The 24,854-nt window shown below is 62.6% G+C and carries 21 protein-coding genes; 11 read left to right on the top strand and 10 right to left on the bottom strand.

Translation table 11 applies throughout. The features are described 5' to 3' along the window. Positions 1-35 precede the first annotated feature (35 nt). The 3 genes from gabP to glaH form a co-directional block, all read right to left on the bottom strand. On the bottom strand, positions 36-1,427 hold the full coding sequence (gene gabP / locus AC3WLP_RS13720; protein ID WP_064490700.1) for a GABA permease: 1,392 nt from the start codon (positions 1,425-1,427) through the stop codon (positions 36-38). Between the two features lie 151 nt (positions 1,428-1,578). Further along, positions 1,579-2,829 (bottom strand): L-2-hydroxyglutarate oxidase, encoded by a 1,251-nt coding sequence (gene lhgO, locus AC3WLP_RS13715; RefSeq protein WP_088512231.1) that lies wholly within the window; start codon positions 2,827-2,829, stop codon positions 1,579-1,581. A 114-nt stretch (positions 2,830-2,943) separates the two neighbouring features. Beyond that, the gene (gene glaH, locus AC3WLP_RS13710) at positions 2,944-3,921 is read right to left on the bottom strand and encodes a glutarate dioxygenase GlaH (RefSeq protein WP_010953811.1); all 978 of its coding nucleotides are present in this window, start codon (positions 3,919-3,921) and stop codon (positions 2,944-2,946) included. 195 nt (positions 3,922-4,116) lie between these two features. On the opposite strand from glaH, the gene csiR reads away from it, so the two are divergent. From csiR to AC3WLP_RS13695, 3 genes are all read left to right on the top strand, one after another. Beyond that, the gene (gene csiR / locus AC3WLP_RS13705) at positions 4,117-4,812 is read left to right on the top strand and encodes a DNA-binding transcriptional regulator CsiR (RefSeq protein WP_088512232.1); all 696 of its coding nucleotides are present in this window, start codon (positions 4,117-4,119) and stop codon (positions 4,810-4,812) included. 74 nt (positions 4,813-4,886) lie between these two features. Further along, on the top strand, positions 4,887-5,567 hold the full coding sequence (locus AC3WLP_RS13700) for a response regulator transcription factor (protein WP_010953809.1): 681 nt from the start codon (positions 4,887-4,889) through the stop codon (positions 5,565-5,567). Next, entirely contained in the window at positions 5,545-6,936 is a 1,392-nt protein-coding gene (locus AC3WLP_RS13695; protein ID WP_017147660.1) for a sensor histidine kinase, read from the top strand. Before AC3WLP_RS13700 ends, AC3WLP_RS13695 begins: the two co-directional genes overlap by 23 nt. Before the next feature lie 390 nt (positions 6,937-7,326). Here the strand turns inward: AC3WLP_RS13695 and cysS are convergent, their stop codons facing one another. Together cysS and AC3WLP_RS13685 are read right to left on the bottom strand one after the other, a co-directional pair. Next, positions 7,327-8,709: a cysteine--tRNA ligase gene (gene cysS, locus AC3WLP_RS13690; RefSeq protein ID WP_014756440.1), complete on the bottom strand. Its 1,383-nt coding sequence runs from the start codon at positions 8,707-8,709 to the stop codon at positions 7,327-7,329. Positions 8,710-8,718: 9 nt separating this feature from the next. Then, positions 8,719-10,422, bottom strand: a complete 1,704-nt coding sequence (locus AC3WLP_RS13685) for a glutamine--tRNA ligase/YqeY domain fusion protein (RefSeq protein ID WP_003248073.1) — start codon at positions 10,420-10,422, stop codon at positions 8,719-8,721. Positions 10,423-10,670: 248 nt separating this feature from the next. On the opposite strand from AC3WLP_RS13685, the gene AC3WLP_RS13680 reads away from it, so the two are divergent. Further along, a complete protein-coding gene (locus AC3WLP_RS13680) occupies positions 10,671-11,171 on the top strand; it encodes a peptidylprolyl isomerase (protein WP_010953805.1) in 501 nt (166 codons plus the stop codon). Then, positions 11,168-11,890 (top strand): UDP-2,3-diacylglucosamine diphosphatase, encoded by a 723-nt coding sequence (locus AC3WLP_RS13675; RefSeq protein ID WP_012052537.1) that lies wholly within the window; start codon positions 11,168-11,170, stop codon positions 11,888-11,890. Before AC3WLP_RS13680 ends, AC3WLP_RS13675 begins: the two co-directional genes overlap by 4 nt. Before the next feature lie 121 nt (positions 11,891-12,011). Here the strand turns inward: AC3WLP_RS13675 and pvdQ are convergent, their stop codons facing one another. Continuing rightward, positions 12,012-14,324, bottom strand: coding sequence for a bifunctional acylase PvdQ (pvdQ, locus tag AC3WLP_RS13670; protein WP_088512233.1), 2,313 nt, complete (start codon positions 14,322-14,324; stop codon positions 12,012-12,014). A 196-nt stretch (positions 14,325-14,520) separates the two neighbouring features. On the opposite strand from pvdQ, the gene AC3WLP_RS13665 reads away from it, so the two are divergent. Further along, positions 14,521-14,895: a hypothetical protein gene (locus AC3WLP_RS13665; protein ID WP_012052539.1), complete on the top strand. Its 375-nt coding sequence runs from the start codon at positions 14,521-14,523 to the stop codon at positions 14,893-14,895. Positions 14,896-14,931: 36 nt separating this feature from the next. Here AC3WLP_RS13665 and AC3WLP_RS13660 read toward each other — a convergent pair whose 3' ends face one another. After that, complete coding sequence (locus AC3WLP_RS13660; RefSeq protein WP_003248064.1) at positions 14,932-15,120, bottom strand: hypothetical protein; 189 nt, start codon at positions 15,118-15,120, stop codon at positions 14,932-14,934. Between the two features lie 151 nt (positions 15,121-15,271). Here AC3WLP_RS13660 and AC3WLP_RS13655 point away from each other — a divergent pair, with 151 nt between their 5' ends. The 4 genes from AC3WLP_RS13655 (at position 15,272) to AC3WLP_RS13640 (ending at position 17,701) form a co-directional block, all read left to right on the top strand. Next, the gene (locus AC3WLP_RS13655) at positions 15,272-15,730 is read left to right on the top strand and encodes a hypothetical protein (RefSeq protein ID WP_012052540.1); all 459 of its coding nucleotides are present in this window, start codon (positions 15,272-15,274) and stop codon (positions 15,728-15,730) included. A gap of 251 nt (positions 15,731-15,981) precedes the next feature. Further along, on the top strand, positions 15,982-16,362 hold the full coding sequence (locus AC3WLP_RS13650) for a Mor transcription activator family protein (protein ID WP_003248057.1): 381 nt from the start codon (positions 15,982-15,984) through the stop codon (positions 16,360-16,362). 65 nt (positions 16,363-16,427) lie between these two features. Then, positions 16,428-17,072 carry a DUF2589 domain-containing protein gene (locus AC3WLP_RS13645; RefSeq protein ID WP_012052541.1) on the top strand — a complete coding sequence of 215 codons (645 nt, stop codon included), beginning with the start codon at positions 16,428-16,430 and terminating at the stop codon, positions 17,070-17,072. Positions 17,073-17,146: 74 nt separating this feature from the next. Next, positions 17,147-17,701, top strand: a complete 555-nt coding sequence (locus AC3WLP_RS13640; protein ID WP_017147663.1) for a DUF2589 domain-containing protein — start codon at positions 17,147-17,149, stop codon at positions 17,699-17,701. A 19-nt stretch (positions 17,702-17,720) separates the two neighbouring features. Here AC3WLP_RS13640 and AC3WLP_RS13635 read toward each other — a convergent pair whose 3' ends face one another. The 3 genes from AC3WLP_RS13635 to AC3WLP_RS13625 are packed head-to-tail and all read right to left on the bottom strand — an operon-like array spanning position 17,721 to position 23,837. Continuing rightward, on the bottom strand, positions 17,721-21,395 hold the full coding sequence (locus AC3WLP_RS13635; protein WP_088512234.1) for a translocation/assembly module TamB domain-containing protein: 3,675 nt from the start codon (positions 21,393-21,395) through the stop codon (positions 17,721-17,723). Further along, positions 21,392-23,134 carry an autotransporter assembly complex protein TamA gene (locus AC3WLP_RS13630; protein WP_088512537.1) on the bottom strand — a complete coding sequence of 581 codons (1,743 nt, stop codon included), beginning with the start codon at positions 23,132-23,134 and terminating at the stop codon, positions 21,392-21,394. Before AC3WLP_RS13630 ends, AC3WLP_RS13635 begins: the two co-directional genes overlap by 4 nt. A gap of 52 nt (positions 23,135-23,186) precedes the next feature. Beyond that, positions 23,187-23,837 (bottom strand): GNAT family N-acetyltransferase, encoded by a 651-nt coding sequence (locus tag AC3WLP_RS13625; protein WP_004576713.1) that lies wholly within the window; start codon positions 23,835-23,837, stop codon positions 23,187-23,189. A 162-nt stretch (positions 23,838-23,999) separates the two neighbouring features. Between AC3WLP_RS13625 and xthA the strand changes: the two genes are divergently transcribed. Next, positions 24,000-24,812 (top strand): exodeoxyribonuclease III, encoded by an 813-nt coding sequence (xthA, locus tag AC3WLP_RS13620; RefSeq protein WP_012052545.1) that lies wholly within the window; start codon positions 24,000-24,002, stop codon positions 24,810-24,812. Positions 24,813-24,854 lie beyond the last annotated feature (42 nt).

Below are 24,854 nucleotides of genomic sequence, written 5' to 3'. Positions count from 1 at the left end.
ATGCGTCTTGCTCGTCTGTCTTCAGGCCGGACGAATCAGGCGCCCTGCCCTACGCCAGCCACGGCCCCGCCACGCGCCCGGCGCCGGGTCACCAGCACCCCCGAGCACACCACCAACACCGCCAGCACCATCGTCGAGACCACTTCCAGGCGATGATCCGGGCGGAACAGCATCAATACCAGTACACCGCTGATGAACAGGATCACCCCCCAGGTCAGCCACGGGAACAGCCACATGCGATAACCCAGTGTCTTGCCCTGTGCCGTCAGGCGCTGGCGCAGGCGCAGCTGGGAAATGGCGATGACCAGATACACCAGCAAGGCAATGGCACCGGAGCTTGCCATGAGGAAGCCAAATACCTGGGCCGGCACCAGGTAGTTGGCGATCACCGCCAGGAATGCAGCCCCCGTCGACAACAAGACTGCCACCACGGGTGTACCACTGCGGCTGGTTATCTGGGCACAGGCCGGGGCATCACCACGGCGGCTAAGCGAATAGACCATGCGCGAGGCGGTGTACAGCGACGAGTTGAGGCAGCTGGTCACCGACGTCAGCACCACGAAGTCGATGATGGCCTTGGCATTTGGCACGCCGAGGGTGTCCAGCACCGTGACATAAGAGCCTTCGGTCGCCAGGCGTGGGTCGGTCCACGGTACCAGTGCGATGACGATGAAGATCGACAGGATGTAGAACAGCGTTATCCGCCAGATCACCGAATTGGTGGCCTTGGAAATATGCTTGCCCGCCTCGTCGGATTCAGCCGCAGCAATGGTCACCACCTCGGCCCCGAGGAACGAGAACATGGTGATCAGCATCGCGCTCAGCACCGCACCAAAGCCGTTGGGCATGAAGCCCCCCGTATCCCACAAACGCGAGACGCCGCTGACGCCGGACCCCGGCAACAGGCCGAAAATGGCGCAAACACCCAGGGCGATGAAGCTGACGATGGCCACCACCTTGACCAGTGCCAACCAGAACTCGAACTCACCGTAATTCTTCACGCTGAACAGGTTGGTGGCCGTCAGCAGCAACGTGATCACCAACGACAACACCCAGATCTCCAGCTGCGGGACCCAGGAGTTGATGATGGTAGCGGCGATATTGGCCTCGATCGGAATGATCAGCACCCAGAACCACCAGTACAGCCAACCGATGGTGTAACCGGCCCATTTGCCGATGGCGAGGTCAGCGTAGGTTGAAAACGAGCCGGTGTCCGGGGAGGCAACAGCCATTTCAGCCAGCATTCGCATGACCAGCACCACCAGGCCGCCCGCCAGGATATAGGCCAGGATGGTGGCAGGCCCCGCTTCGGCGATGGCGCGGCCAGAGCCGACAAACAGCCCGGCGCCGATCACGCCGGCAATGGACAGCATGGTGACATGCCGGGATTTCAATCCATGACTCAAATTGTTCTTGTGGGTTTGCATGGCGCTACCTTGTTGTTTTTGTCATGCCCACGCAGGGGCCGCCGGCTGCACGTCACCGACGCAGGCGCGAAAAAAGCCCGCCCTGCCCTGAATGGTGAGCAGGGCAGTACGGGTTGAGTAAAACGAAACCGCAGAAGGTGTTACCGGGGGGTCAGCTGGCGGCCCTATGGTTGGCCGACCGGTCGGCCTTGGGGAAGCTGCCGCCCTGCAGGCCAACCTGCTCGCACACTTTCTCGACGATGTAGGCGCCGATCGGTATGGCCGAGGTCGCGGCTGGCGACGGTGCGTTGCACACGTTGACACTGCGCGCGGTGTTGACGAACAGGAAATCGTCGATCAGCTTGCCGTCGCGCGACACCGCCTGGGCACGCACGCCGGCCGGGTAAGGCGTGAGGTCGGCTTTGGTTATGCTCGGGCAGTACTTCTGCACCTGCTTGAGGTACCCACCCTTGAACAGCGAGTTCTTCATCTCGATCAGGCCCGGGCGGAAGTTCTTCGCCAGCACCTTGAGGATGCCGGGCGTGGTCAGGGTCTGGAACAGGTCGCTGGGGCTGACATCGGTCTTGCGGTAGCCCTCGCGCTTCATCGCCAGCACAGCGTTGGGGCCTACGGTGACGGTGCCATCGATCATGCGGGTCAGGTGCACCCCCAGGAAGGGCATCGACGGGTCGGGAATCGGGTAGATCAGGTGGTTGACGATCTGATTGTGCTGCTTGGGCAGCAAGTAGTATTCGCCACGGAACGGGCAGATCACGAACTCGGTACGCAGCCCGAGCATGCCCACCACGCGGTCAGCCATCAGCCCCGAGCAGGTCACCAGGAAACGGCTGTGCAGTTCATCACGCTGGGTGCGCACGATCACTTCATTTGCCTGCTCCTGCAGGCCGACCACTTCGGCGCCATAGCGGATTTCGCCACCGGCACGCTGGAACTCAGCGGCCATCGCAGCCGTCACCTGGGCGTAATTGACGATACCGCTGGACGGCACGAAGATGCCCCCCATACCGACGATGTTGGGCTCACGCTCGCGCAACTCGTCGGCCGACAGCCAGTAGCGTTCCAGGCCATTGGCCGCCGTACGCTCCCACAGCGCCTTCATGCGCTGCATTTCCAGATCGTTGGTGGCTACCAGCAGCTTGCCGCACTCATCGAAGCGAATGCCGTGCTGGGTGCAGAAGGCTTTGGTCGCCTTGTTGCCTTCCAGGCAGAAGCGCGCCTTCAGGCTGCCGGGGGTGTAATACACGCCGGCGTGGATCACGCCGCTGTTATGGCCGGTCTGATGGCGGGCCGGGCCAGACTCTTTCTCCAGCAGGAGCATCTTCGCGTCCGGGTAGACCTTGATCAGGTGCATGGCCGTGGACATGCCCACAATCCCGCCGCCAATAATGATGAAATCGTACACAGCCTTACCTCACACGCAGGCATTGCCTGGCAGGCTCACCAAAGCCCGCACGGGGCCTGGTGGCATAGTTTTGTGCAAAAACGCGTGGGCGGGCGCCCGCCCCGCGCCCTGTCATTATTGCCCGCGCTGGTACAGCGGCTTGGGGAAGGCGACGTAACCACGCTGGCGCATCAGTTCGCGGCGCAGGCCCTCGTGCGGGGTGAAGCGATCGCGGCCATGCAGCCAGAACAGGTTGTTGATCAGCAGGAAACTGCCTACGCCTACCGGTACCGAGACCTTCTTGCCGCTGCCTTCCAGCGACTCGGACAAGGCGTTCAGCCAGATACCTTCCTCGTAGTTTTCCGGCTGCACGAACTGGTCAATGTAGCGCATGGTCGGCCGGCCTTCGGCATCAGTGTCGAATACCGAATGGAACACATCTTCGGCAACCTTTTTGCTCGGCGGTGCGGTCCAGCGCATTTCGCGGCGGGCCAAAGGGTGACGGAAGAACGCCTCGCACTGCTCCCAGTCGTCCAGGTGCAGCAGCAGCGAGTTGCCGCCTTCCATGTTCTTTTCGTCGATCTTCAACATCAGCACGTAGTCGGTGATCTGGTTCACGAACGTGCCGTCGTTGTGCAGCTCCATGACCCGGTGCGGCTGGCGCAGGTAGCTGTCGGAGTTGTCGCTGTTGACCACCACGAAGCGCGCATAGAACTGGCCACTCATGGCGTCATAGTTGGAACGGCCGATCAGGTGAGCGCAGGCGGTGGTGAACTTGACCATGTCCTCGGCCTGGCTCACGTCATCCAGGCCGATCGGGGTGATCAGCATACCGCCTGTGGCACGGTCGAGGATGGTGTTGAGCAGCACCGGACGCAGCGTGCCCTGGCACAGCTCGTCAAGGATTTCGCCTACACGAAAACGCAGGAACGACTTGTACTCCAATGCCTGCACCGGCCATTGGGCAACGGCCTGCACGAACGCTTCGACGGTTTCCCGGGCAAAGGTCAGTTCCAGCAGGCGCGGCGACTGTTTCGAGGGGGCGATGGTGTAGCCCTGCGGTTCGAGAGGCAGTGGCATGACAAGTTCGTCGATCTGCGTAAAGGCGTTCATGGCAGTGTCCTGGCTAAAAAAGTAGGTGGCGCCGTCCGGTCATGACCTGGATCAGTGCGGGCGAGGTAAAAATATCGCTACTAACTAAAAATGTCTACATTTTTATATTTCAACGACAATAACCACGTTTGTCCATTGTTTTTCGTCGGCAGAGGGTTTCGGTATGATCGGCAAAACGTTTTGAGGAACAGGATCTTGGAAGCGCTCGCCCCCCGACAAAACTCAGCATTCAGCGGGTATGAGAGGCTCAAGAAGGACATCATCCGCGGGGTGTTCAAGCCCGGTGAAAAGCTGTTGATGAGCACCCTCAAGGAACGCTACGACCTGGGTGTGGGCCCGCTGCGCGAAGCACTGTCGCAACTGGTGGCCGAGCACCTGGTCAACGCGATCAGCCAGAAAGGCTACCGGGTAGCGCCCATGTCGCTGGATGAGATGAACGACATCTACGACGCCCGCGCCAACCTGGAAGCGATGATCATTGCCCTGGCCATCGAGCGCGGTGACGATGCCTGGGAGGCGTCGGTGCTGGCCCACTCGCATACCTTGGCCAAGGTGGTGGAAGTGAAAACTCGCGAGCAGCGGCTGGATGTGTGGGACGAGCGGCACAAGGCGTTCCATACTGCCATTGCCTCGGGCTGCGGCTCCAAGCACCTGCTGCAGGCACGCACCTACCTGTTCGATCAGGCCGAGCGCTACCGCCACCTGTGGCTGACGCAGACGGTGTTTTCCGAACAGGCGCTGGCGCTCAAGCGCCAGGAGCATGCGGCACTGGTCGAGGTGATCCTCGCCCGGGATGCCAAAACTGCCAGCGCCATGATGCGCTCGCACCTGATGACACCGGTACCGATCATTGCGCAGATCATGCATGCCGAAGGCATCGGTGCCCGCTAGATGAATTTTTCTTAAATCGCCGGTTGTCTATTCTTTGGCACAATCAGATCTCCATTAGATGCCCAGGAACCAGCATGCCTCGCGTACTGACCATCGAAGACGACGCCGTCACCGGCCAGGAAATCGTCGCCGAACTGACCAGCCACGGTCTGGAAGTGGATTGGGCCGACAATGGCCGCGAAGGCCTGGCCAAAGCCATTGCGGGCGGCTACGACCTGATCACCCTGGACCGCATGCTGCCCGAGGTCGACGGCCTGACCATCGTCACCACCCTGCGCAACCTCAAGATCGCTACGCCGATCCTGATGATCAGCGCCCTCTCCGACGTCGATGAGCGGGTGCGCGGCCTGCGTGCAGGCGGGGACGACTACCTGACCAAGCCGTTCGCCTCCGACGAAATGGCCGCGCGAGTCGAGGTATTGCTGCGCCGTAACAGCGTACCCACGACTCAGACCCGCTTGCAGGTTGCCGATCTGCAGCTGGACCTTATCAGCCACGAGGCACGCCGCGGTGACAACACCCTCAACTTGTTGCCCACCGAGTACAAGCTGCTGGAGTACCTGATGCGCCACAGCGGCCAGGTGATCACGCGGATGATGATTTTCGAGGAGGTCTGGGGCTATCACTTCGACCCGGGCACCAACCTGATCGACGTGCACATCGGCCGCCTGCGCAAGAAGATCGACTCACCCGGCCAGTCGCCGCTGATCCGTACGGTACGGGGCTCCGGCTATGCCATTGCTGAACCCGTCTAAAGGCTGGAGCTCTTCTACCAGCCGCCTGCTGGCGCTGTACAGCTTTCTGTTCGTGGCCTGGAGCAGCATCCTCATGGGGGTGCTGTACTTCGAGGTATCCAGCTACCTGAACAAACTCACCCGTCACTCCATGCTGCAGCGCCAGCACCTGTTCGCCCACATGAGCGGCAAGCAACTGGACGACGCCCTGATTGCCAGCCAGGCCTTCGAGGAGCGCAGCTTTGACGCCTACGGCCTGTTCGATAGCCAGCTCAACCCGATTGGCGGCACCGTGCGGGCCTTGCCCCCAGAACTCAGACTGGACGGCAAGATCCATGAGTTGGAACGCTGCCTGGATGCCGACGACCCACGCATGCCCCGCGACAGCTGCGACGCGGTGGCAATCAAGGTACAGGATGGCCGGTGGCTGGTGCTGGTGCGTGACAATGGCTCGCTGTTCGTGGTTACCCGGATCATCCTGCACGCCCTGCTCTGGGGCATCTCGCTGACCCTGATCCCGGGTTTTGCCGGTTGGTACCTGCTACGGCGCAGGCCGCTCAAGCGTATACGGGCGATCCAGGCCCAGGCCGAACTGATCGTCGCCGGCGACCTGACCCACCGCCTGCCACTGTCGGCCCGCCGCGACGAGCTGGACATGCTTGCGGCGATCGTCAATGCCATGCTTGACCGTATCGAACGGCTGATGCATGAGGTCAAGGGTGTATGCGACAACATTGCCCATGACCTGCGCACACCGCTGACCCGCCTGCGCGCCCAGCTGTACCGTATTCGCCAGCAAAGCGACGTGGATTCTGCGCAAGCCGAAGCGCTGGACCAAGCCATTGGCGAAACCGACACCTTGATGGCGCGCTTTCGCGGGTTGTTACGCATCAGCGAGCTGGAAGACCGCCAGCGCCGCGCCGGCTTCGTCCAGCTTGACCCGCATGAACTGCTGGTAGAGCTGCACGATTTTTACCTGCCATTGGCCGAGGATGGCGGCATTCAACTGCAATTGCACCAACCTGCGCAGCTACCGGCACTGCACGGTGATCGCGAACTGCTGTTCGAGGCGTTGGCGAATCTGGTGGGCAACGCGATCAAGTTTACGCCCGAGGGTGGTCGGGTGCGCATAAGCGCCACGCTGGATGACAACGGCGTGCACATGGCGATCGAGGATAGCGGGCCAGGTATTCCCGAAGAAGAGCGGACGGCCGTACTGAAACGGTTCTATCGCAGCGATGAAGGCCACCGCCATGCCGGCTTCGGGCTGGGGTTGTCGATCGTGGCGGCAATTGTCGACCTGCATGGGTTCGGGCTGGAGATTGGCGAAAGCGAATTGGGTGGGGCCAGGCTGGTATTGCACTGCCCGCTTGCGGGGCTAGGCAAATAAAAGCTGGGGCCGCTTTGCGGCCCTTCGCGGGCACGCCCGCTCCCACAGGATTGGCGCGACATTTCAAGTGTGCGCTATCCCTGTGGGCCAGGCTGGTATTGCACTGCCCGCTTGCGGGTCTAGGTAAACAAAAGCTGGGGCCGCTTTGCGGCCCTTCGCGGGCACGCCCGCTCCCACTGGTTGGCGCGACATCTCAAGTGTGCGCTATCCCTGTGGGCCAGGCTGGTATTGCACTGCCCGCTTGCGGGTCTAGCGAAGTAAAAGCGGGGGCCGCCTTGCGGCCCTTCGCGGGCACGCCCGCTCCCACTGGTTGGCGCGACATCTCAAGTGTGCGCTATCCCTGTGGGAGCGGGCGTGCCCGCGAAGGGCTGCAGCGCAGCCCCAGTTGCTTTAGTCAGCCAGGCGCCAGGTCGTCGTGCCCTTGCTGTCTTCCAGCACTACACCCATGGCGGTCAGCTGATCGCGAATGCGGTCGGACTCAGCCCAGTTCTTGTCCGCACGCGCCTGCAGGCGCGCCTGGATCAAGCCCTCGACTTCAGCCGCATCGACCTTGCCTTCGGCACCGGCACGCAGGAAGTCATCGGCCTCCAGCTGCAGCACACCCAGCACATCCCCCAGCTCGCGCAGTCGACCGGCCAGACCGGCAGCCGCTTCCGGGTCGCTGTCGCGCAGGCGGTTGATCTCGCGCACCAGGTCGAACAGAACGGCACAGGCTTCCGGGGTGCCGAAGTCGTCGTTCATCGCCACGCTGAAGCGCTCGACAAACGCTTCGCCACCCTTGGCCGCCACCCGTGGCAGGCCGCGCAGCGCGTGGTAGAAGCGCTCCAGCGCGCCCTTGGCGTCACGCAGGCTGTCTTCCGAGTAGTTGATCGCGCTGCGGTAGTGGCTGGCCACCAGCAGGTAGCGCACCACCTCCGGGTGGTACTTCTCGAGCACGTCGCGGATGGTGAAGAAGTTGTTCAACGACTTGGACATCTTCTCGCCGTTGATACGGATCATGCCGCAATGCATCCAGGCGTTGGCGTACTGCTTGCCAGTGGCCGCCTCGCTCTGGGCAATCTCGTTCTCGTGGTGCGGGAACTCCAGGTCGCTGCCGCCGCCGTGAATGTCGAAGCTCTCGCCCAGGCAGCAGGTGGACATGACCGAGCACTCGATGTGCCAGCCCGGGCGACCCGGGCCCCATGGCGATTCCCAGCTTGGCTCGCCCGGCTTGACACCCTTCCACAGGACGAAGTCGAGCGGGTCCTGCTTGGCTTCGTCGACCTCGATGCGTGCACCGATACGCAAGTCTTCGATCTTCTTGCGCGACAGCTTGCCGTAGCCGACGAACTTGCCGACCCGGTAGTACACATCGCCATTGCCTGGCGCGTAGGCGTACCCTTTGTCGATCAGGGTCTGGATCATCGCGTGCATGCCAGCGATATGGTCGGTGGCACGCGGCTCCTGGTCCGGCGGCAAAATGTTCAGGCGGCGCTCGTCTTCGTGCATCGCGTCGATCATGCGGGCAGTGAGGGCGTCGAAGGTTTCGCCGTTCTCGTTGGCCCGATTGATGATCTTGTCATCGATGTCGGTGATGTTGCGCACATAGGTCAACTCGTAGCCGCTCTTGCGCAGCCAGCGGGTGACCAGGTCGAACGCCACCATGCTGCGGCCATGACCAAGGTGGCAGTAGTCGTACACGGTCATGCCGCACACGTACATGCGCACCTTGTTGCCATCCAGCGGCTTGAAGACTTCCTTGGTTTTGCTCAGGGTGTTGTAGATGGTAAGCACGGCGGTTCCTCAGCTGCCCCAGGAGTCACGCAGGGTGACAGTGCGGTTGAACACCGGGCGACCCGGCTGGCTGTCTTTCAGGTCGGCGCAGAAGTAGCCTTCGCGTTCGAACTGGAAGCGGTCCTCGGGCTGCGCCTGTGCCAGCGACGGCTCGGCACGGCAACCGCTGAGCACTTGCAGCGAAGCCGGGTTGATGTTGTCCAGGAAGCTACCGCCCTCCTCGGTCTTTTCCGGGTTGGGCGAGCGGAACAGGCGGTCGTACAGGCGCACTTCGCATTCGACGCTGCCTTCAGCCGGAACCCAGTGGATCACACCTTTGACCTTGCGGCCTTCCGGGTTCTTGCCGAGGGTGTCCGGGTCGTACGAGCAGCGCAGTTCGACGATATTGCCGTCGGCGTCCTTGATGGCTTCGTCAGCACGAATCACGTAGCTGCCGCGCAGGCGCACTTCACCGGCCGGTTCCAGGCGCTTGTAGCCCTTCGGCGGTTCTTCCATGAAGTCGTCGCGGTCGATGTACAGCTCGCGGGAGAACGGCAGCACACGCACGCCCATGTCTTCCTTCGGGTGACGTGGCAGCTCAAGCTGCTCGACCTGGCCTTCAGGGTAGTTGGTGATGACCACTTTCAGCGGGCGCAGCACACACATCGCGCGTGGCGCGGTGCGGTCCAGGTCGTCACGGATGCTGAACTCGAGCATCGACATGTCGACCACACCGTCGGAGCGGTTGGTGCCGATCATTTCGCAGAAGTTGCGGATCGAAGCCGGCGTGTAGCCACGGCGACGGAAGCCGGACAAGGTCGACATGCGTGGGTCGTCCCAGGCATCGACGTGCTTTTCGTCCACAAGCTGCTTGAGCTTGCGCTTGGAGGTAATGGTGTAGTTCAGGTTCAGGCGGCTGAACTCGTACTGGCGCGGGTGTGCCGGCACCGGCAGGTTGTCGAGGAACCAGTCGTACAGCGGACGATGACCTTCGAACTCCAGGGTGCAGATCGAGTGGGTAATGCCCTCGATGGCGTCCGACTGGCCGTGGGTGAAGTCGTAGTTGGGGTAGATGCACCACTTGTCGCCGGTCTGGTGGTGGTGGGCATGGCGAATGCGGTACAGGATAGGGTCGCGCAGGTTCATGTTTGGCGAGGCCATGTCGATCTTGGCCCGCAGCACACGCTCGCCGTCCTGGAATTCGCCAGCCTTCATGCGGGCGAACAGGTCGAGGTTTTCTTCCACGCTACGCTCGCGGAACGGGCTGTTCTTGCCCGGCTCCTTGAGGTTGCCGCGGTATTCCTTGGCTTGCTCAGGGGTGAGGTCGCAGACGTAGGCCTTGCCGCGCTTGATCAGCTCGACCGCCCAGTCGTGCAACTGGTCGAAATAGTCGGAGGCATAGCGCACGTCGCCGGCCCAGTCGAAGCCCAGCCACTTCACATCGCTCTGGATGGCGTCGATGTACTCCTGGTCTTCCTTGGCCGGGTTGGTATCGTCGAAGCGCAGGTGGCAGACGCCGCCGAATTCCTTGGCCAGGCCGAAGTTGACGCAGATCGACTTGGCGTGGCCAATGTGCAGATAACCATTGGGCTCCGGCGGGAAACGGGTGACGATACTGCTGTGCTTGCCCGAGTCCAGGTCGGCCTGGATGATCGGCCGCAGGAAGTTCGCAGGGACAGCGGGGGCGCCTTTGGCAGCGGCGTTGGGCGCGTTGTCGGCAGTGGGCTTGCTCATAGGATCCTTGAATGCGTGTGTCCAGCCTGGGTAGGCCGATTGAATCAAAGGGCCTATCATAGCCGAAGCAGTCAAGCTGCTGACAGCCGCGCCCGGACAAACTGATGTGATTTATCACGGCTTTTTGCCGCAGCCTGGCAAAATGGCCAGTGCGCGCCATGTGTCGTGATCGCCTGAACATACGTCAGGTGATAACCGGCGCCCTGCGCACCCTAATTTCTGATTGCCTTGAAAGAGCGAGTTTCAGCATGTCCAAAGTCAAACTGAGCACCAACCACGGCGACATCGTCCTGCAACTGGACGCCGAGAAAGCGCCACTGACTACCGAAAACTTCGTTCAGTACGTCAAGGACGGCCACTACAATGGCACCGTGTTCCACCGTGTGATCAAAGGCTTCATGATCCAGGGCGGCGGCTTCGAGGCCGGCATGAGCCAGAAGAAAACCCGCGCCAGCATCCAGAACGAAGCCGACAACGGCCTGAAGAACAAGAAGTACAGCATTGCCATGGCCCGTACCATGGAGCCGCACTCCGCCTCGGCGCAGTTCTTCATCAACGCCTCCGACAACGACTTCCTCAACCACAGCGGCAAGAACGTGCAAGGCTGGGGTTATGCCGTATTCGGCGAAGTGATCGAAGGCCGTGAAGTGGTCGACGCCATCGAAAAAGTGGCCACCGGCTCCAAAGCTGGCCACCAGGACGTACCGAAGGACGACGTGATCATCGAGAAAGCCGAGATCATTGAGTGATTCTGCTGATCTCTGATCTGCACCTGCAAGAAGAACGCCCGGATATTTCCCGGGCGTTTCTTGATCTGCTCGATGGCCGCGCCCGCCACGCAAAGGCCCTGTACATCCTTGGTGACTTCTTCGAAGCGTGGATTGGCGACGATGCCATGACGCCCTTCCAGCAGTCGATCTGCCAGGCCATGCGCCGGCTGAGCGACAGTGGCACGGCCATCTACCTGATGCATGGCAACCGTGACTTCCTGATTGGCCAGGCCTTCTGCGATGCCGCTGGTTGCACCTTGTTGAGCGACCCCAGCGTGATCGAGCTGGGCGGTGAACAGGTGCTGCTGATGCATGGCGACACCCTGTGCACCCGCGACCTGGGCTACATGAAGATGCGCCGCCTGCTGCGCAATCCGCTGAGCTTGTGGATCCTGCGCCACCTGCCGCTGTCGGCCCGCTACAAGCTGGCACGCAAGCTGCGCAGCGAAAGCCGCACGCAAGTGCGGATGAAGTCCACCGAAATCGTCGACGTCACGCCAGAGGAAGTCCCCAAGGTAATGGCGGCGCATGGCGTGCGCACCTTGGTGCATGGCCATACCCATCGGCCAGCGATTCACAAGCTGGTGGTCGATGGCCAGCCGGCACGGCGTATCGTACTGGGCGACTGGGACCGCCGCGGTTGGGCCTTGCAGGTTGACGAGCAGGGCTTTCAGCTGGCGCCGTTCGAGTTTTCCTGACCCGGCGGGTCGCCTTCTTCGCGGGTAAACCCGCTCCCACAGGCTCCGCATCAACGCTGCAAGCGGAGCGATTCCTGTGAGAGCGGGTTTACCCGCGAATGGGCCGGCGCAGGCTGACGCTTCAGGGCTGGCTGACTACCACCCCCTTGTCCCGCTCACTGATCACCACTTCCCGATACGCCGGGTCTGCCTTGATCTGCGCCTCGGTAAACGGAATCACCGCCAGTTGCTTGGCCGCAAATGCCTTGGTCTGGTCACTGGCATGCGCCGAAGACTTTTCACTCGACTGGGAAAACGCAAGCAGGCCACGGGCTTCTGGCCCCTTGTCGGTAAAGCTGACCAGTTGCAGGTAGCTGGTGCCACTCACCACCAGCCGCTTGCCCTGCCCGTGCGGCACGCTGTAGATCGCGTTGTACACCCCTAGCGCCTGCGGGCCACCTGGTACCGGCGTACCATCAAGGGCCTGTTGCACCTGCCCCCAGCGCGCTTCCCCGGCAACGCCACTTTCACTGACCTGCTTGAGCGACGCCAGTGCTGCCTGATGTACCAACCTGCTCACCACCGCCTGCTCGACAGCCAGGCCGCGCGGGGTGTGCTGCGGGTCGGCCGGGTTGAATGCCACTCGCCAGCTTTCCGGGTGCTCGGCCAGCGCATTGAACAGGTTCTGGAAGTGCACCAGGCCCATGCCACTGTCGAGGTCGGCCTTGCCGTTCCAGGCGGCCAGACTGCTGCACACGCCCTGCACATCTGCGCTGGCACCCTTGCACCATTGCAGCAGGTCCGGCAACACCAGGCTGGCCAGGTACACCTCATCATCGGTGACCATGCGCTGCAGTTCATCAGCACCTAACCGGGCTTTGCCCTGCAGGCGCTGCAAGGCAAAGCGGCCACGCATGCCCAGCGGCTGATCATTGAGGCTGATCAGTGGAGAGTAGCCGGTCAGCGGCTGCGCCGGGTTGGCCATCCAGGCCGGGTCGTTGGAATTCTGAACGAAGTCTTCACGCTCCAGGCTTGGCAGCAGCCGCGCCGGGAAGATGCCCGGTTGCGCCGCCTGCGCGTCAACCTTCCACTGGCAGGCGCTACGCGAGCCATCCAGCACCACCAGGCGCCCTTGTGCCTGCGGGCTGCTGCAGGTATCCAACAGTTGCTGGTCAACATAGGGCACTACCGACTGGTTCAGGTACAAGGCCCGCCCTCCCTCGTCCACGGCCAGCGTGTTGACCCAAGGGATACCTTGCAACTGCTCGACCGATCCCTTCAATGCCGCCAGGCTGTCGGCTCGGTTGATCTGGTACCACTGCTGCAACACCCGCGAGTTCTCAAGGTTGGCGTCTCGCACGCTGTAGGCCGCCTGCGCATCCCAGTCCAGGCGGCCTGGCCATTGCACCACCGGGCCGAACTGCGAACTGTAGACCGGCCGCTCAATCTGGCTCAGGCTGCCATCCGTGCCCTTGACCGCCACACGGATGGTTTGCCGGGCCATCGGCAGCGACTTGCCATCAAACATATAGCGCGTCGGGTCTTTGGGGTCGAGTTGCAGGCGGTAGAGCGTGAAGTGCTTGGAAGTGTCGACGGTGTGCGTCCACGCCAGGTGCTGGTTGAAACCGATGTTGACCACCGGCAGTCCCGGTAGCGCCGCGCCCATCACATCAAGCTGACCAGGAATGGTCAGTTGCATCTGGTAGAAGCGCATGCCGCCCATCCACGGGAAGTGCGGGTTGGCCAGCAACAGGCCGCGGCCATTGGCTGAACGCTGCGCGCCTACTGCCACCGCATTGCTGCCGCGCTCCGCGGCGAACCGCTCCTGCCGGGCCAACGCGCTGGCAAAGCCCGCTGACGATTGCGCACGGGCCAGCGTTGGCGGTTGCGCCCCTGCCAACGCCTCGACGAACTGCCCGGCACCGCCCTCGGCCAGTAAACGGCGGGTCAGTTTGACCAGATCCTGGCTGCTGATGGGCCGCACCCACTCACCATCGCCACACTCGGCGGGCAGCCCTTGACGACGGCGTTCGACCAACGCCCGGTTGTAGCCGCTGGCGTAACCCGCCAGCAACGCCTGCACCGGCGCGGGTTGCGCCTGCAGGAAGGCATCGACCGCCGCTGGGCTATTGAGCCAGGTGAAGAACAGGTCGCTGGTCAGGTTGTCACGCTGCTCCAGGGTCTTGCCCTTGGCGCCGAAATAGCGTGAGCGCTCACCGCTCACGGTCAGCACTTCATTGGCGAGCAGGCATAGGTTGTCCTGGGCGTAGGCATAGCCGACGCCATAGCCCAGGCCACGCTCATCCTTGGCCACGATATGCGGTACGCCGTATCGGGTATAGCGGATCTGGGCACTGGCGTCGGCTGGCGCGGGCTGCGCCTGCACACCGACGCTGAAGGCCACCAGGGCAGCGGCCAGGCCGACGCAAGTCATGGGACGGCAAAGTGGAAACACGGGCACTCCTCGGGTTCGGGGGTCATCCCGATCAGACGAATGGCCAGATGAATATTTTACGTATTACAAGGCGATGGAACGTCTTGATGAGAAACAGGCATTTTTTTCACGAATGGGTTGCAGTTTTTGCGTGCTCATTCGTCCTAGTAAGTGAGCCACCCACATTTCGGGTTCGTCCACGAAAAGGAGCATTCGCATGTACAACCCGCAAACCTCGATCCAGGCCGGGCGCGCGCCAGGCAAAACGTCCAAGGGACAGGACGTATTTGCTGAAGAACGAATCGGCAACGAACAGATCCGCGAACTGTTGCGCACCTTCGGCCTGCGCACCAGCCTGATCCGCCTCAAGGTTATCGATGCCTTGCACGCCGCCGACCGCAATGGCCGCAGTATTGGCGTACGCGGGGTGCACGCACAACTGGAACAACTGGATATCCCGCTGTCGTTCCTCAGTGTGCGTGAAGTGCTCAAGCGCCTGTGCACCGAAGGCGTCATACAACTGGGTAGCGACAAGTGCTACAGGCTCAACCCCCAGGCGCGCGCCGTACTGGAGCAAACACCCTCGCGCTGAGCGCATGGCCGGCCATACCTGGCCGGCCCGCGCAGATCAGGGCTTGACCTTGCGCCGCAGAATGCCGTTGATCACCACGACCACCACGGCAATGGCGATGGCCAGCATCTGGAAGGTCTGCTCACTGATCGTGCCCTGCTTCTGCAGGTGGGACAGGCCCAGCATCAGGCCCAGTACCACCAGGATGATCAGAAGTGAATATTTGAGGCGCTGCACGTGTGTCATCGAATGTTCCTTGCAACATCAGGGGCAAATGGCTCGCAACGAGCCGCGGCAATGATACAACGGTCACCGCCCCCGGCGCTGGATTTCCTGCTGGGTGGGGTGACGTCAGCCTGAAAGCATGGGGCTTCCTAGCACCCACGCCGGAGGCACCATGTACAAACCCCTGTTGTTCGCATCGCTGTTACTGACCCCGCTCTCCCTTCATGCACTGGACACCCAGCAGACGCCAACCGAACACCTGCTCGAACTGGGCCGTGAGTTGGCCACCCATGCCGGTGCCAGCCAATGGCAACAACTGTGGCAACGCGTACGCCAGGCCGGCTACCTGCAGACCGACGCCGCACCGGTACATTTCAGCGTGCCCACAGCCCGCTTGCCCGACCTGGCCCGACAAACGCTGGCGCAGGCCGACCAGGCACAGCCTCTGAATCAGACCCAGGTACTGTACCGCCGCCACTTTGCCGACCAGGTCATCGGCCAGCGCAACGGCCAGCCGTTGCACGCGCTGTGCCTGCTGGTCGATTGGCGCACGTTGCCGCCGGGCATGCGCGCCACCCCTCAAGCCTATCTGGGTAGCGCCAGCTTGCTGAGCAGCTACCCGTGCGATTGAGGGGTGCCGCACCCGCTCCGCATCATCGCGAGCGACCCGACAGGAAACCAGGAAGCACAGCCAGATGTCGACGCCATTTCCTACAGCGCCAGATATCGCTGCCTGCAAATCCTGTTCACCGAAGCTACAACCCCCAACCCATATGCCGCCTAGCGACGCGCCTCGGCTGTCGCACAGAATTTGCTCACACCTTCGACATAACGCCGCGGGTGATCGGGTCGCACATCCCATCTACCCCGAAGGAGCGCCATATGCAAATGCCAGATTTGAGCCAGATCGATATCAGCCAACTGCCCCACTCGCTGCAGGCACTGATCGACTGTATCGGCATCGAAAACGCCTACCAACTGACCTGCGCCTACGGCGGCAGGCCCAAGTACATCCCCAAGCACCGCGAGCGCACCAAGCTCGCTGACGTGCTGCCGGCCGAAGCGCTCGACGCACTGATCAAGCGCTTTGCCGGGGTCGCCCTGGAGATCCCCAAGGCTGACCACTTTCTGCGTCAGCTGCGCAACCAGCAGATCCAGAAGGAAAGCGCCAACGGTTTGTCCCGCAGCCTGCTGGCCAACAAGTACGGCCTGAGCCTGCGACAGATCGGCAACATCCGGCGCCAGGAGCTTTGCACGCGCTGACGTCCGGACACCTTGGCTGCTATTCGCGGCGGCCTTACCCCACTAGATAAAGCGAGCTTCCCGATATGTCGTTAGATAACAGCCTTATAGGCTCCGTGATCAATGCCCTGCCGATGGACCGCATGATCGCCGGTCCCTTGCAGGCCATGGTCCAGGCGCAGGTCACCGCCAGCAAATCCTACGCCGACTTCCTGATGCAGGTATGCGTCCAGGATGGCAAGGCAGTAGCCATTCAGTTCGACTACGACGAAACCATCGTCGACGAACAGGGCGAATACAAAGGGGTGGTCAGCAAGACCATGAAAGTGCCGCTGATGGCGGCCATTACCCACCCGAACATTTCCATCGAAGAGGGTAATGTAGAGTTCGAGCTGGTTATCAACCAGATGTCGGAAGATGTTTCCAACAAGGACATGAGTGCAGAAGCTACCGGCTCACTGGGATGGGGGCCGTTCAGGCTTAACGTGAAAGGCAGCGTGAGCCACAAATCCACACAAACCCGTAAAACAGACACCCGTGCCCGCTATGCCTTCAACACGACCCTGAAGCGTCAGGAACCGCCCGAAGCGATGATGAGGGTAATCGAGTTCCTCACTGACGCCGCAACCAAGCCAACCATTGTCCGAACCGCCGCACTGGAAAGCCCCGACGAAATATCCCAGGCGGACACCTTGAAACGGGCCGCGCCTGCAAACCTACCGACCCCGTAAAACGCTAGCGCTTGACCCATAGCCCCTCCTGCCGGTAGCCGGAGGGGCACACCCTGGCCTGAGGAGTCGAATCGTTGCAAAAGCCCCCCGCCCCCATGACCTCCATTGACCTGCGTGAAATTACCCGCGGCCTGCAAGAAGCCGCCAGTGCCACCAACAGCCTGATTGCCCAACAGTACATCAACCTGTTCGACCAGTTTTTCGAGTGCGACACAGAAGCGCTGGGCGCCCCCATGAAAGCCAAGATGGTCGAGGTGGCCATGGATGGGCAGCACATCATGCGCGTCCCCCTGTTTGCGCTGGTGTCACCGAAAGGCCTGGCCCTTGAGCGCATGCAGGTCGACCTGTCGGTAAGGGTCAAAGGCACCGAGGCGCAGCAGGCACTGCTGACCGCGAGCGAGAGCAAGGCCGCGAGCTTCAAGGTCACCATTGGTGGCCAAGGCCGCCAGGGCGAAAACCGCGACCCCGACGAAGTGCAGATCCGCATGCAGTTCCAGGCGAGCGAACCGCCAGAGGCCCTGAACCGGTTGATCGAGGAATACACCAACCTGATCGTCCCGGTACGCGCCACCACTCCATCGCCCTCACCCGACACCAACGAGTTCATCGAGGCGGCCACCGTCCGTTGATGGCCGCCACGCTACGGGCCTAGAAGTCGCGCTTGTAGAAGATGTCCAGAGAGCTTGCCAGCCCACTGGCGGCCTCGAGGTAAACCTTCTTGCTCAGCTTGTAACGCAACGCGATCGTGTTGGCCGGTTCGAACACGCCCACCCCGTAACGAAGGCTGAGTTTCTCGGTAAGGTTACCGCTGGCGACCACGCTGGTGCTGTTGCCAGAACCTTCGGTATCCAGCTGAAAGTCGTCGATCCCCAGGCTCGACGCCAGGCTGCCGGTTATGCCGGCGCTCCCGGCAAGGCCCAGGCCCAGGGCCGCCTCGGCGAGCATGTTGTTATCTTCGCCGGTATTGCCCAATGGCCGCCCCAATACCAGGTACGAAAGCGCCTGCTCCTGGCTCATGGCCGGCTCCGAGAACACTTTGGTCGTCGGCTGCTCGGCGCTGCCGCTCAGGCGGATGCCGGCTATCACATCGTCAACCTTGCGGATCGCTTCGATGTCCAGGTATGGCTGGTCAATCGGGCCGGCGAACAGCAGACGCGCCCGGCGTATGGTGAGGCGCTGGCCGTAGGCACGGTAGCGGCCGTCTGCCAGGCTCAGTTCGCCACGGGTATCGAGGTTATCGCCGATGTGCACATGACCCAGCAGGTTGGCAGTCAGCCCGAAGCCGCTGAACGACAGCTTGTCGCGGCCGACTTCGACATCGATGTCCATGGCCATTGCCATGGGTGGTTTGCCTTCCTCGGTCTGGTGACCGACGATTACCGTGTCATCCGACACCTTGACCGTGGACGGCGGCAGCTCTCGTACAGTGATCTTGCCCTTGGGCACCTGCACCTTGCCGGTCACCGCCAGCTTGTCATCGATCAGGCGCAAGGTCAGGTCCGGGGCAACTTCCAGTGTGGCGTAGGGCTCGACCGCGACCGGTAGTTGCTGGCCTTGCAGACGCACGTCCATGCCCAGTGCCTGCCCCCAGGTGAGGTTGCCGCTCAACTGGCCACGTCCCGCCTCGCCACTGCGCCAGTTACCGTTGAGCTGCACTTGCTCGCCGGCAATCAGCGCCTGCAATGACAGGTCCTGAAGGCTGGCCGGCAGCTCGGCGCCACTGACTTCGCCACCGCTGAGCATCAGGTTGCCGTTGACCTGAGGTGCCAGCAAGGTGCCTGAAAGCCGACCACTGCCATTGAGCTGCCCGGCCAGGCGTTCGACCATGGGCACGAATGGGCGGGCCACCGACAGGTCCAGCCCGGCCAGGCGGAAATCACCCGACAACGGTTTGTTCTTGCCCAGCGGATCGAGCCGGGCGTTGACGTTCAGCTCACCCAGGCGCTCACCGCGAAATGCCAGGCGCGTATCGATGCGCCGCGGTGCCAGCGTGCTGTCCAGCCGCAGGGCCTGGTAAGGGAAATCGACCCAACGGCCTTTGTCGCGTACGCGCAAGGTGCCGCCACTGGCATCGACAACGACAGTGCCCTTGGGGCCGCTGGCCGGGATGTCCAGGTTGATATCGGCATTGAGCAGGCCTTGCCAGGCAAAGTCCTTCGGCAGCCACTGGGCCAGGCTGCCCAGCGGGAACTGCTTGAGGTGGTAGCGCAGGCGCGGTTCGGGGGCCAGCCGCTGGTCGTCGCCACACAGGCTTGCCTGGCCGGAGCGCCAGCAGTGGGCCCCGAAGTCAAGCTGGCCGCTGGCCAGCCGCTGCAGGCGTGCGGGCGCCTGCAACTGCCAGTCCTGGCCACCGGCCTGGATGCGGCCAGTGGCCAGGCGCCCGCGCCAGTCACCTTTGTTCAACTGCCCATCCAGGCCAAGGTCGAGCTTGAGCTGCGGGCCATCCAGCGCCAGGGTCAAGGCCTGTTGGCGAATGTCGCCTTTGCCGTTGGCCTGCAACGTGCCCAACGCGGTATCACCCAGGTGGATACCGGTTGCCTTGAGCCCGACTACACCGCGTTGCGCGTTGTCCAGGCGGGCATCCAGGTCCAACTGCTGCAGGCGGTTTTCGCCCTGAGCCAAGCGCTGGCCCTGCAGGGTGAGCGTACCTTGCGGGGCCTGCAAGGTGCCGGCGACATCCAGCCGGCCCTTGACCCGGCCTTGCAGCCTTGGCCACAACTGGCCGAGGCGCGGCAAGTCAAGGTCGATTCGCCCAGCCAGGCGCTGTTGCAAGCTGCCACTGCCGTTGATGCGGTTGTCACCCAGCTGGATAGCCAGTGCGCCCAGGGTCCAGCTTTGCCCTGCCCCTTGGGCCTCGGCCTTGAGCATGGCTGGCTGGCCACGCAGGCGGCCTTTGAGGTCAAGCTGGGCATCGAGGGTAAGTGCATCGCCTTTCAGTTCGCCTTTGCTGCGCAGTGGCCCCGCCAGGGTACCGGGCAGCTCGGCCAGCCAATAGGCAGGGTCGAGCGCGGAGAGCTGCAGGTCGACATCCCAGGCCAGGGTGTCGGCAAAACGGACGGCGACACTGCCGGCTGCCTTGCCCTGGCCGGCGGTCAGCGCCAACTGCGGCAGTTTCACCTGGGTGAGGTCACCTTCGAACGGGCTGGCCAGGCTGAACGCTCCTGCCGGGCCGTCCAGGTCCCCCGTGAAAGTCCCCTGGTAATTGCCATCACGATAATGCACCTGGGTATTGAAGCGCTTGAGGGTGACCTCGGGCGGTGTCTCCAGTGGGTACAGACGCAACCACGGGAAGTCCTGCCAGTCCAGCTGCGCATCGGCGCTCAGGCCTTGCTGCCAGTCAGCCGTGGCTTGCAGCTTGACCCGTTGGCTGTCGCTGGCGGTCAGGTCCAGGGCATCGAGCCTGGCGCCTTTACTGTCGACCAGACCGGACAGGACCAAGGCGATCGGTGACTGCTCGGCCGGCAGGCTGGCCCTGCCAGACAGTTGATAGCCATCGAGCAGATCGCCCTTGGCATCGAGCTCGAGCGCGTTCAATTGCAGGGTGTCAGGCAACGCACCAGCCGGCTTGAACGCCTCGGAGCGGATGTGCAAGGTCGCCGGCAGGTGCTCGGCCAATGCCTGCAACTGCCCGCTCAATGTGGCATCGAGGTAACCACTGCTGGTGCCGGCGAGCTCCAGCGTCTTCTGCAATTGGCCATTGGCCGTCAGTGCCAGTTGCCAGGGTTTTTCGTCTACCGCAGGCAACTGCAATTGCGCCTGTAGTGTTACCGGCCAGTCGCCTTCGGGTTGCAGGTCGCCCTGTAGGCTCAATTGCAGGTCGTCGCGCAGCAGCCGCAGGCTGTCGATGCGTATCCCGCTATTGGTCCAGTGCGCAGCCAGTTGCAAATCGCCAAGCAGATCACTGCCATCCAGGCGCAGCTGCCCGACCTTGACCTCGCCCAGTTCGATGGCCAGCGGCAAGCGCAGGGTCGGCAATTGCAGCGGGGCGCTCTCGGTGGGTTCAGTGCTTGGCGCAAAGGCCATGTCAATGCGGTCTGCCTGCAACCGGTCAATGCACAAGGTCGCGCGCAGCAAGCAGGCAGGCGACCAGGCCAGCGACGGCGCCTGCATCTCTACCGTGCTGCCGCCGTCGGCCCAGGTTAGCCGGCTGGCCTGCCAACTGCCCGCCAGGCGACCCTGGAAGTCGGCCACTTCAAGCCCGGGCACCTTGCCCAGTGCCCAGCGGCTGCCGGCCTGGGTACCCAGCAGCAAGCCGAGCACCAGGCCCATGCTCGCGACGCCCCCCAGCAGGCCCAGTGAAGTAAGTTTGATTACGCGTTTCACAGCTCGGGCCCCATGGAAAAGTGCAGGCGAATGCCCCCTTCGTCATCCAACGCCTTGGCCAGGTCCAGGCGCAGCGGCCCGACCGGCGATACCCAGCGCACACCAAACCCGACACCGGTCTTGAGGCTGGGCAGCTCCAGGTCATTGAACGAGTTGCCTTGGTCGACGAACGTCGCAACCCGCCATTTTTCGGTCAGCGAATACTGGTACTCGACACTGCCTGCCACCAGGTAGCGCCCGCCAATACGGTCACCGTCGCTGTTCTTAGGCGACAGGGTCTGGTAGTCGTAACCGCGCACACTCTGGTCGCCACCCGCGAAGAAACGCAGCGACGGCGGAATGTTGTTCTTGAAGCCATTGGTCGCACTGCCACCAAACTGTACGCGCCCGAGAAAGCGATGGTTGTGGCCGAGCGTGGTCAGGCCTTTGAGCAATACGTTGCCGTGCAGCAGGTTGGTGTCGGAAACCAGCCCTTCCTTGGCACCTTGAACATCGAACTGCAGGCGATAGCCATTGTGCGGATCGATGCGGTTGTCACTGCGCAGGAAGGAATAGCTGATGCCAGGCATCAACAGGTTACTCAATCCGGAGTCATCACCCAGGCGATATTCTTCGCGTTGGTACTTGAGCGAAATCACCCGCTGCCAGCCACTGGGCAGCTTGCTGTGCCACTCGGGGCCGACCGTCAACAACTTGCTGAGCGTGTCGGTGCCGGCAAGCTCCTCGTTCTGGTAGCCACCGGCAAAGCGCAGCTTGTCGGTCAGCGGCGGATCAAGCGGAATGTCATACCACAGGCCGACGTTCTGGCGCGGGGCCGACAGTTCGGTTTCCCAGCCATAGCTGTGGCCTTGCGGGTTGACCCAGTGGCGGGTCCAGTTGGCCTTGCCGCGCGGCCCGACGTCGGTCGAGAAGCCCAGGCCAAGGCCCATGGTGCGTGGTTTACGGGTTTCCAGGTGAACATCCACCGGGACTTCTTCGCCCACAGCAGCAGTGGGTGCCGCATCCACACGCACGCCTTCGAAATAGCCGCTCGATTGCAGGTCGTTGTTCAGCTCTGCGACCAGTTCCGAGTCGTAAGGGGTACCCGGCTTGAACGACACCATGCGCTGCAGCAGGTCCTCGTCCAGCGGTGTGTCGCCACCGAAGGTGACGGCGCCCAGGCGATAACGCGGGCCACTCTGATAGACCAGATCGATATCGGCCACACCGGCTTGCGGGTCGACGGCCAGGCGCTGGCTACTGAAGCGCCCACTGAAGAAGCCATAGCGCGACGCCTGGTTCTGGATCAGCCGCTTGGCATCCTCGTAATGGCCGTGATTGAGTTGTTCACCCGCACGCAGGGCCTTGCTGTCAGGCACGCGGAAGGCCTTCATCTCGCTGGCAGGGCCCTCGATGCGCACGGTCACGTTGCGCAGGCGAATCGGTTCGCCCGGGTTGATGCTGATGATCAGTTGTGGGGGATGGTCTGCGTCGCTGGCGGGCTTGACCTCGGTATCGATCTGCGCCTGATAGTAGCCGAGTGCCTGCGCCGCTTTGCGCGCCTGCTCCTCTGCCCCGCGACTGAAGCGTAAAAGAGCTTCTTCGTCGCGGTCACCCAATGTGCCTATATAGCCTTCGACATTGGCCTTGAGCGCCTTGTTGGCCGGCTTCACCTTCACCAACAACTCGCTCTGGCCCCATGCTGCGAAACTGGCGACCCAGAAAACCAGGCCCCAGGTCAATCTTCCTGAATACGTCATGCGGCGCATGCTACCAGAGCCAGGCGCTCAAGGGAGCCGCCCGGCGGCCTGTTCAGGCAAAAGCGGGTTTTGAAGAGACTGGATTAGGATGAAAGAACACCCTCTCTCGGATTGGTCCTACAGCCACTTCGCCAATTTCCTCGTAACCCTGACGCTGGTAAAAAGCCAGGTAGTGCTCGTTACCGGTGTCCAGCACCACCCCTTGGGTGCCTGGGTCTTCCGCGCACCAGTCGTGCACAGCTTGTAACAATTGCTCGCCGTAGTGCTTGCCCTGAAACTGCGGGTGCACCCCCAGCAAAGGCAACACATGCACCTGGTCAGTGGGCAGACAGCTGGCCAATGCAGCCTGGTAGTCCATGTAGCGCCGCGTACAGCGCAGGCCGGTACCCAGCATCATGCGCAGGCGCCAGGCCCAGCTGTCGGCCACGCCCAGCCGGCGCTGCGGTGGCACGATCAGGGCCAGGGCAATCAGGCGGTCCTCGACCAGCAGGCCGATGGCGGGCAGTTGCAGGTAGAAGTGCTGGCGCACCCATTCGCGCACCATCACCCGCAGGCGCCGCTCATACCCCGGGCGCTGGGCTTCGAAGATGTAGGCGAAGGTGGGCTCGTGGCGGTAGGCGTTGTACAGCAGCGAACGTGCCTCGCGGCTGTAACCATCGTCGAGCAGGCAGACACGGGCCGGGGCGGCTGTGGTTTCGGGCATTGCGGGCAGACCTCCTGGAATGGGCGTTCAGTGCCTTGGAGGTGCCCCAGCGTGCTTCGTTCACCCCCAACAGCACGTTAGCAGCAGGCTCGCCTGGCCGCCATGCTGGTGATGCAGGTCGATGTCGGCTAGCATCGCGCCTTTTACCGGGATTGTCTTTCCATGAAGATCGTCTGTTTCAACATCAACGGCCTGCGGGCCCGCCCGCATCAGCTGGCGGCGCTGATCGAAAAGCACCAGCCGGACGTGATCGGCCTGCAGGAAACCAAGGTCAGCGACGATCAGTTCCCGCTGGCCGACGTGCAGGCACTGGGTTACCACGTGCACTACCATGGCCAGAAAGGCCACTACGGCGTGGCCCTGCTGTCGCGCCAGGCGCCGCTGAGCCTGCACAAGGGCTTTGCCACCGACGAAGAAGATGCCCAGCGCCGCTTCATCTGGGGTACCTTTGCCGATGCCAACGGCAGCCCGATCACCATCATGAACGGCTATTTCCCCCAGGGCGAAAGCCGCGACCACCCCACCAAGTTCCCGGCCAAGCAGCGCTTCTACAGCGACCTGCAGGCACTGCTGGAAAGCCAGTTCCGCAACGACCAGCCAGTGCTGGTGATGGGCGACATGAACATTTCGCCGCAAGACTGTGATATCGGCATTGGCCCGGACAACGCCAAACGCTGGCTGAAGACCGGCAAGTGCAGCTTCCTGCCGGAGGAGCGTGAGTGGATGGAACGTTTGAAAGGCTGGGGGTTGGTAGACAGCTTCCGCCACCTGTACCCGGAGGTGACCGACCGTTTCAGCTGGTTCGACTACCGAAGCCGCGGCTTTGAGGACGAGCCCAAGCGCGGCCTGCGCATCGACCTGATCATGGCCTCGCAGCCGCTGGTGCCGCGCATCAAGGCAGCGGGCGTGGACTATGAGCTGCGCGGGATGGAAAAGCCGTCGGACCATGCGCCGATCTGGCTGGAGTTGAGCTGATTCGGGTGACGGGCCCAAGGTGCACACCTTGGGCCCACACTC

This window comes from Pseudomonas sp. FW305-E2 (assembly GCF_058782925.1).
The sequence above is the reverse complement of the archived record's forward strand: the minus strand, read 5'-3'. Positions and strand labels throughout refer to the sequence as shown.

Excerpts from the sequence above, each read along its gene's own strand:
- gabP (WP_064490700.1), bottom strand. The coding sequence starts at position 1,427 with ATGCAAACCCACAAGAACAATTTGAGTCATGGATTGAAATCCCGGCAT.
- glaH (WP_010953811.1), bottom strand. The coding sequence starts at position 3,921 with ATGAACGCCTTTACGCAGATCGACGAACTTGTCATGCCACTGCCTCTC.
- AC3WLP_RS13700 (WP_010953809.1), top strand. The coding sequence starts at position 4,887 with ATGCCTCGCGTACTGACCATCGAAGACGACGCCGTCACCGGCCAGGAA.
- AC3WLP_RS13695 (WP_017147660.1), top strand. The coding sequence starts at position 5,545 with ATGCCATTGCTGAACCCGTCTAAAGGCTGGAGCTCTTCTACCAGCCGC.
- AC3WLP_RS13685 (WP_003248073.1), bottom strand. The coding sequence starts at position 10,422 with ATGAGCAAGCCCACTGCCGACAACGCGCCCAACGCCGCTGCCAAAGGC.
- AC3WLP_RS13680 (WP_010953805.1), top strand. The coding sequence starts at position 10,671 with ATGTCCAAAGTCAAACTGAGCACCAACCACGGCGACATCGTCCTGCAA.
- AC3WLP_RS13665 (WP_012052539.1), top strand. The coding sequence starts at position 14,521 with ATGTACAACCCGCAAACCTCGATCCAGGCCGGGCGCGCGCCAGGCAAA.
- AC3WLP_RS13660 (WP_003248064.1), bottom strand. The coding sequence starts at position 15,120 with ATGACACACGTGCAGCGCCTCAAATATTCACTTCTGATCATCCTGGTG.
- AC3WLP_RS13655 (WP_012052540.1), top strand. The coding sequence starts at position 15,272 with ATGTACAAACCCCTGTTGTTCGCATCGCTGTTACTGACCCCGCTCTCC.
- AC3WLP_RS13650 (WP_003248057.1), top strand. The coding sequence starts at position 15,982 with ATGCAAATGCCAGATTTGAGCCAGATCGATATCAGCCAACTGCCCCAC.
- AC3WLP_RS13645 (WP_012052541.1), top strand. The coding sequence starts at position 16,428 with ATGTCGTTAGATAACAGCCTTATAGGCTCCGTGATCAATGCCCTGCCG.
- AC3WLP_RS13630 (WP_088512537.1), bottom strand. The coding sequence starts at position 23,134 with ATGACGTATTCAGGAAGATTGACCTGGGGCCTGGTTTTCTGGGTCGCC.
- AC3WLP_RS13625 (WP_004576713.1), bottom strand. The coding sequence starts at position 23,837 with ATGCCCGAAACCACAGCCGCCCCGGCCCGTGTCTGCCTGCTCGACGAT.
- xthA (WP_012052545.1), top strand. The coding sequence starts at position 24,000 with ATGAAGATCGTCTGTTTCAACATCAACGGCCTGCGGGCCCGCCCGCAT.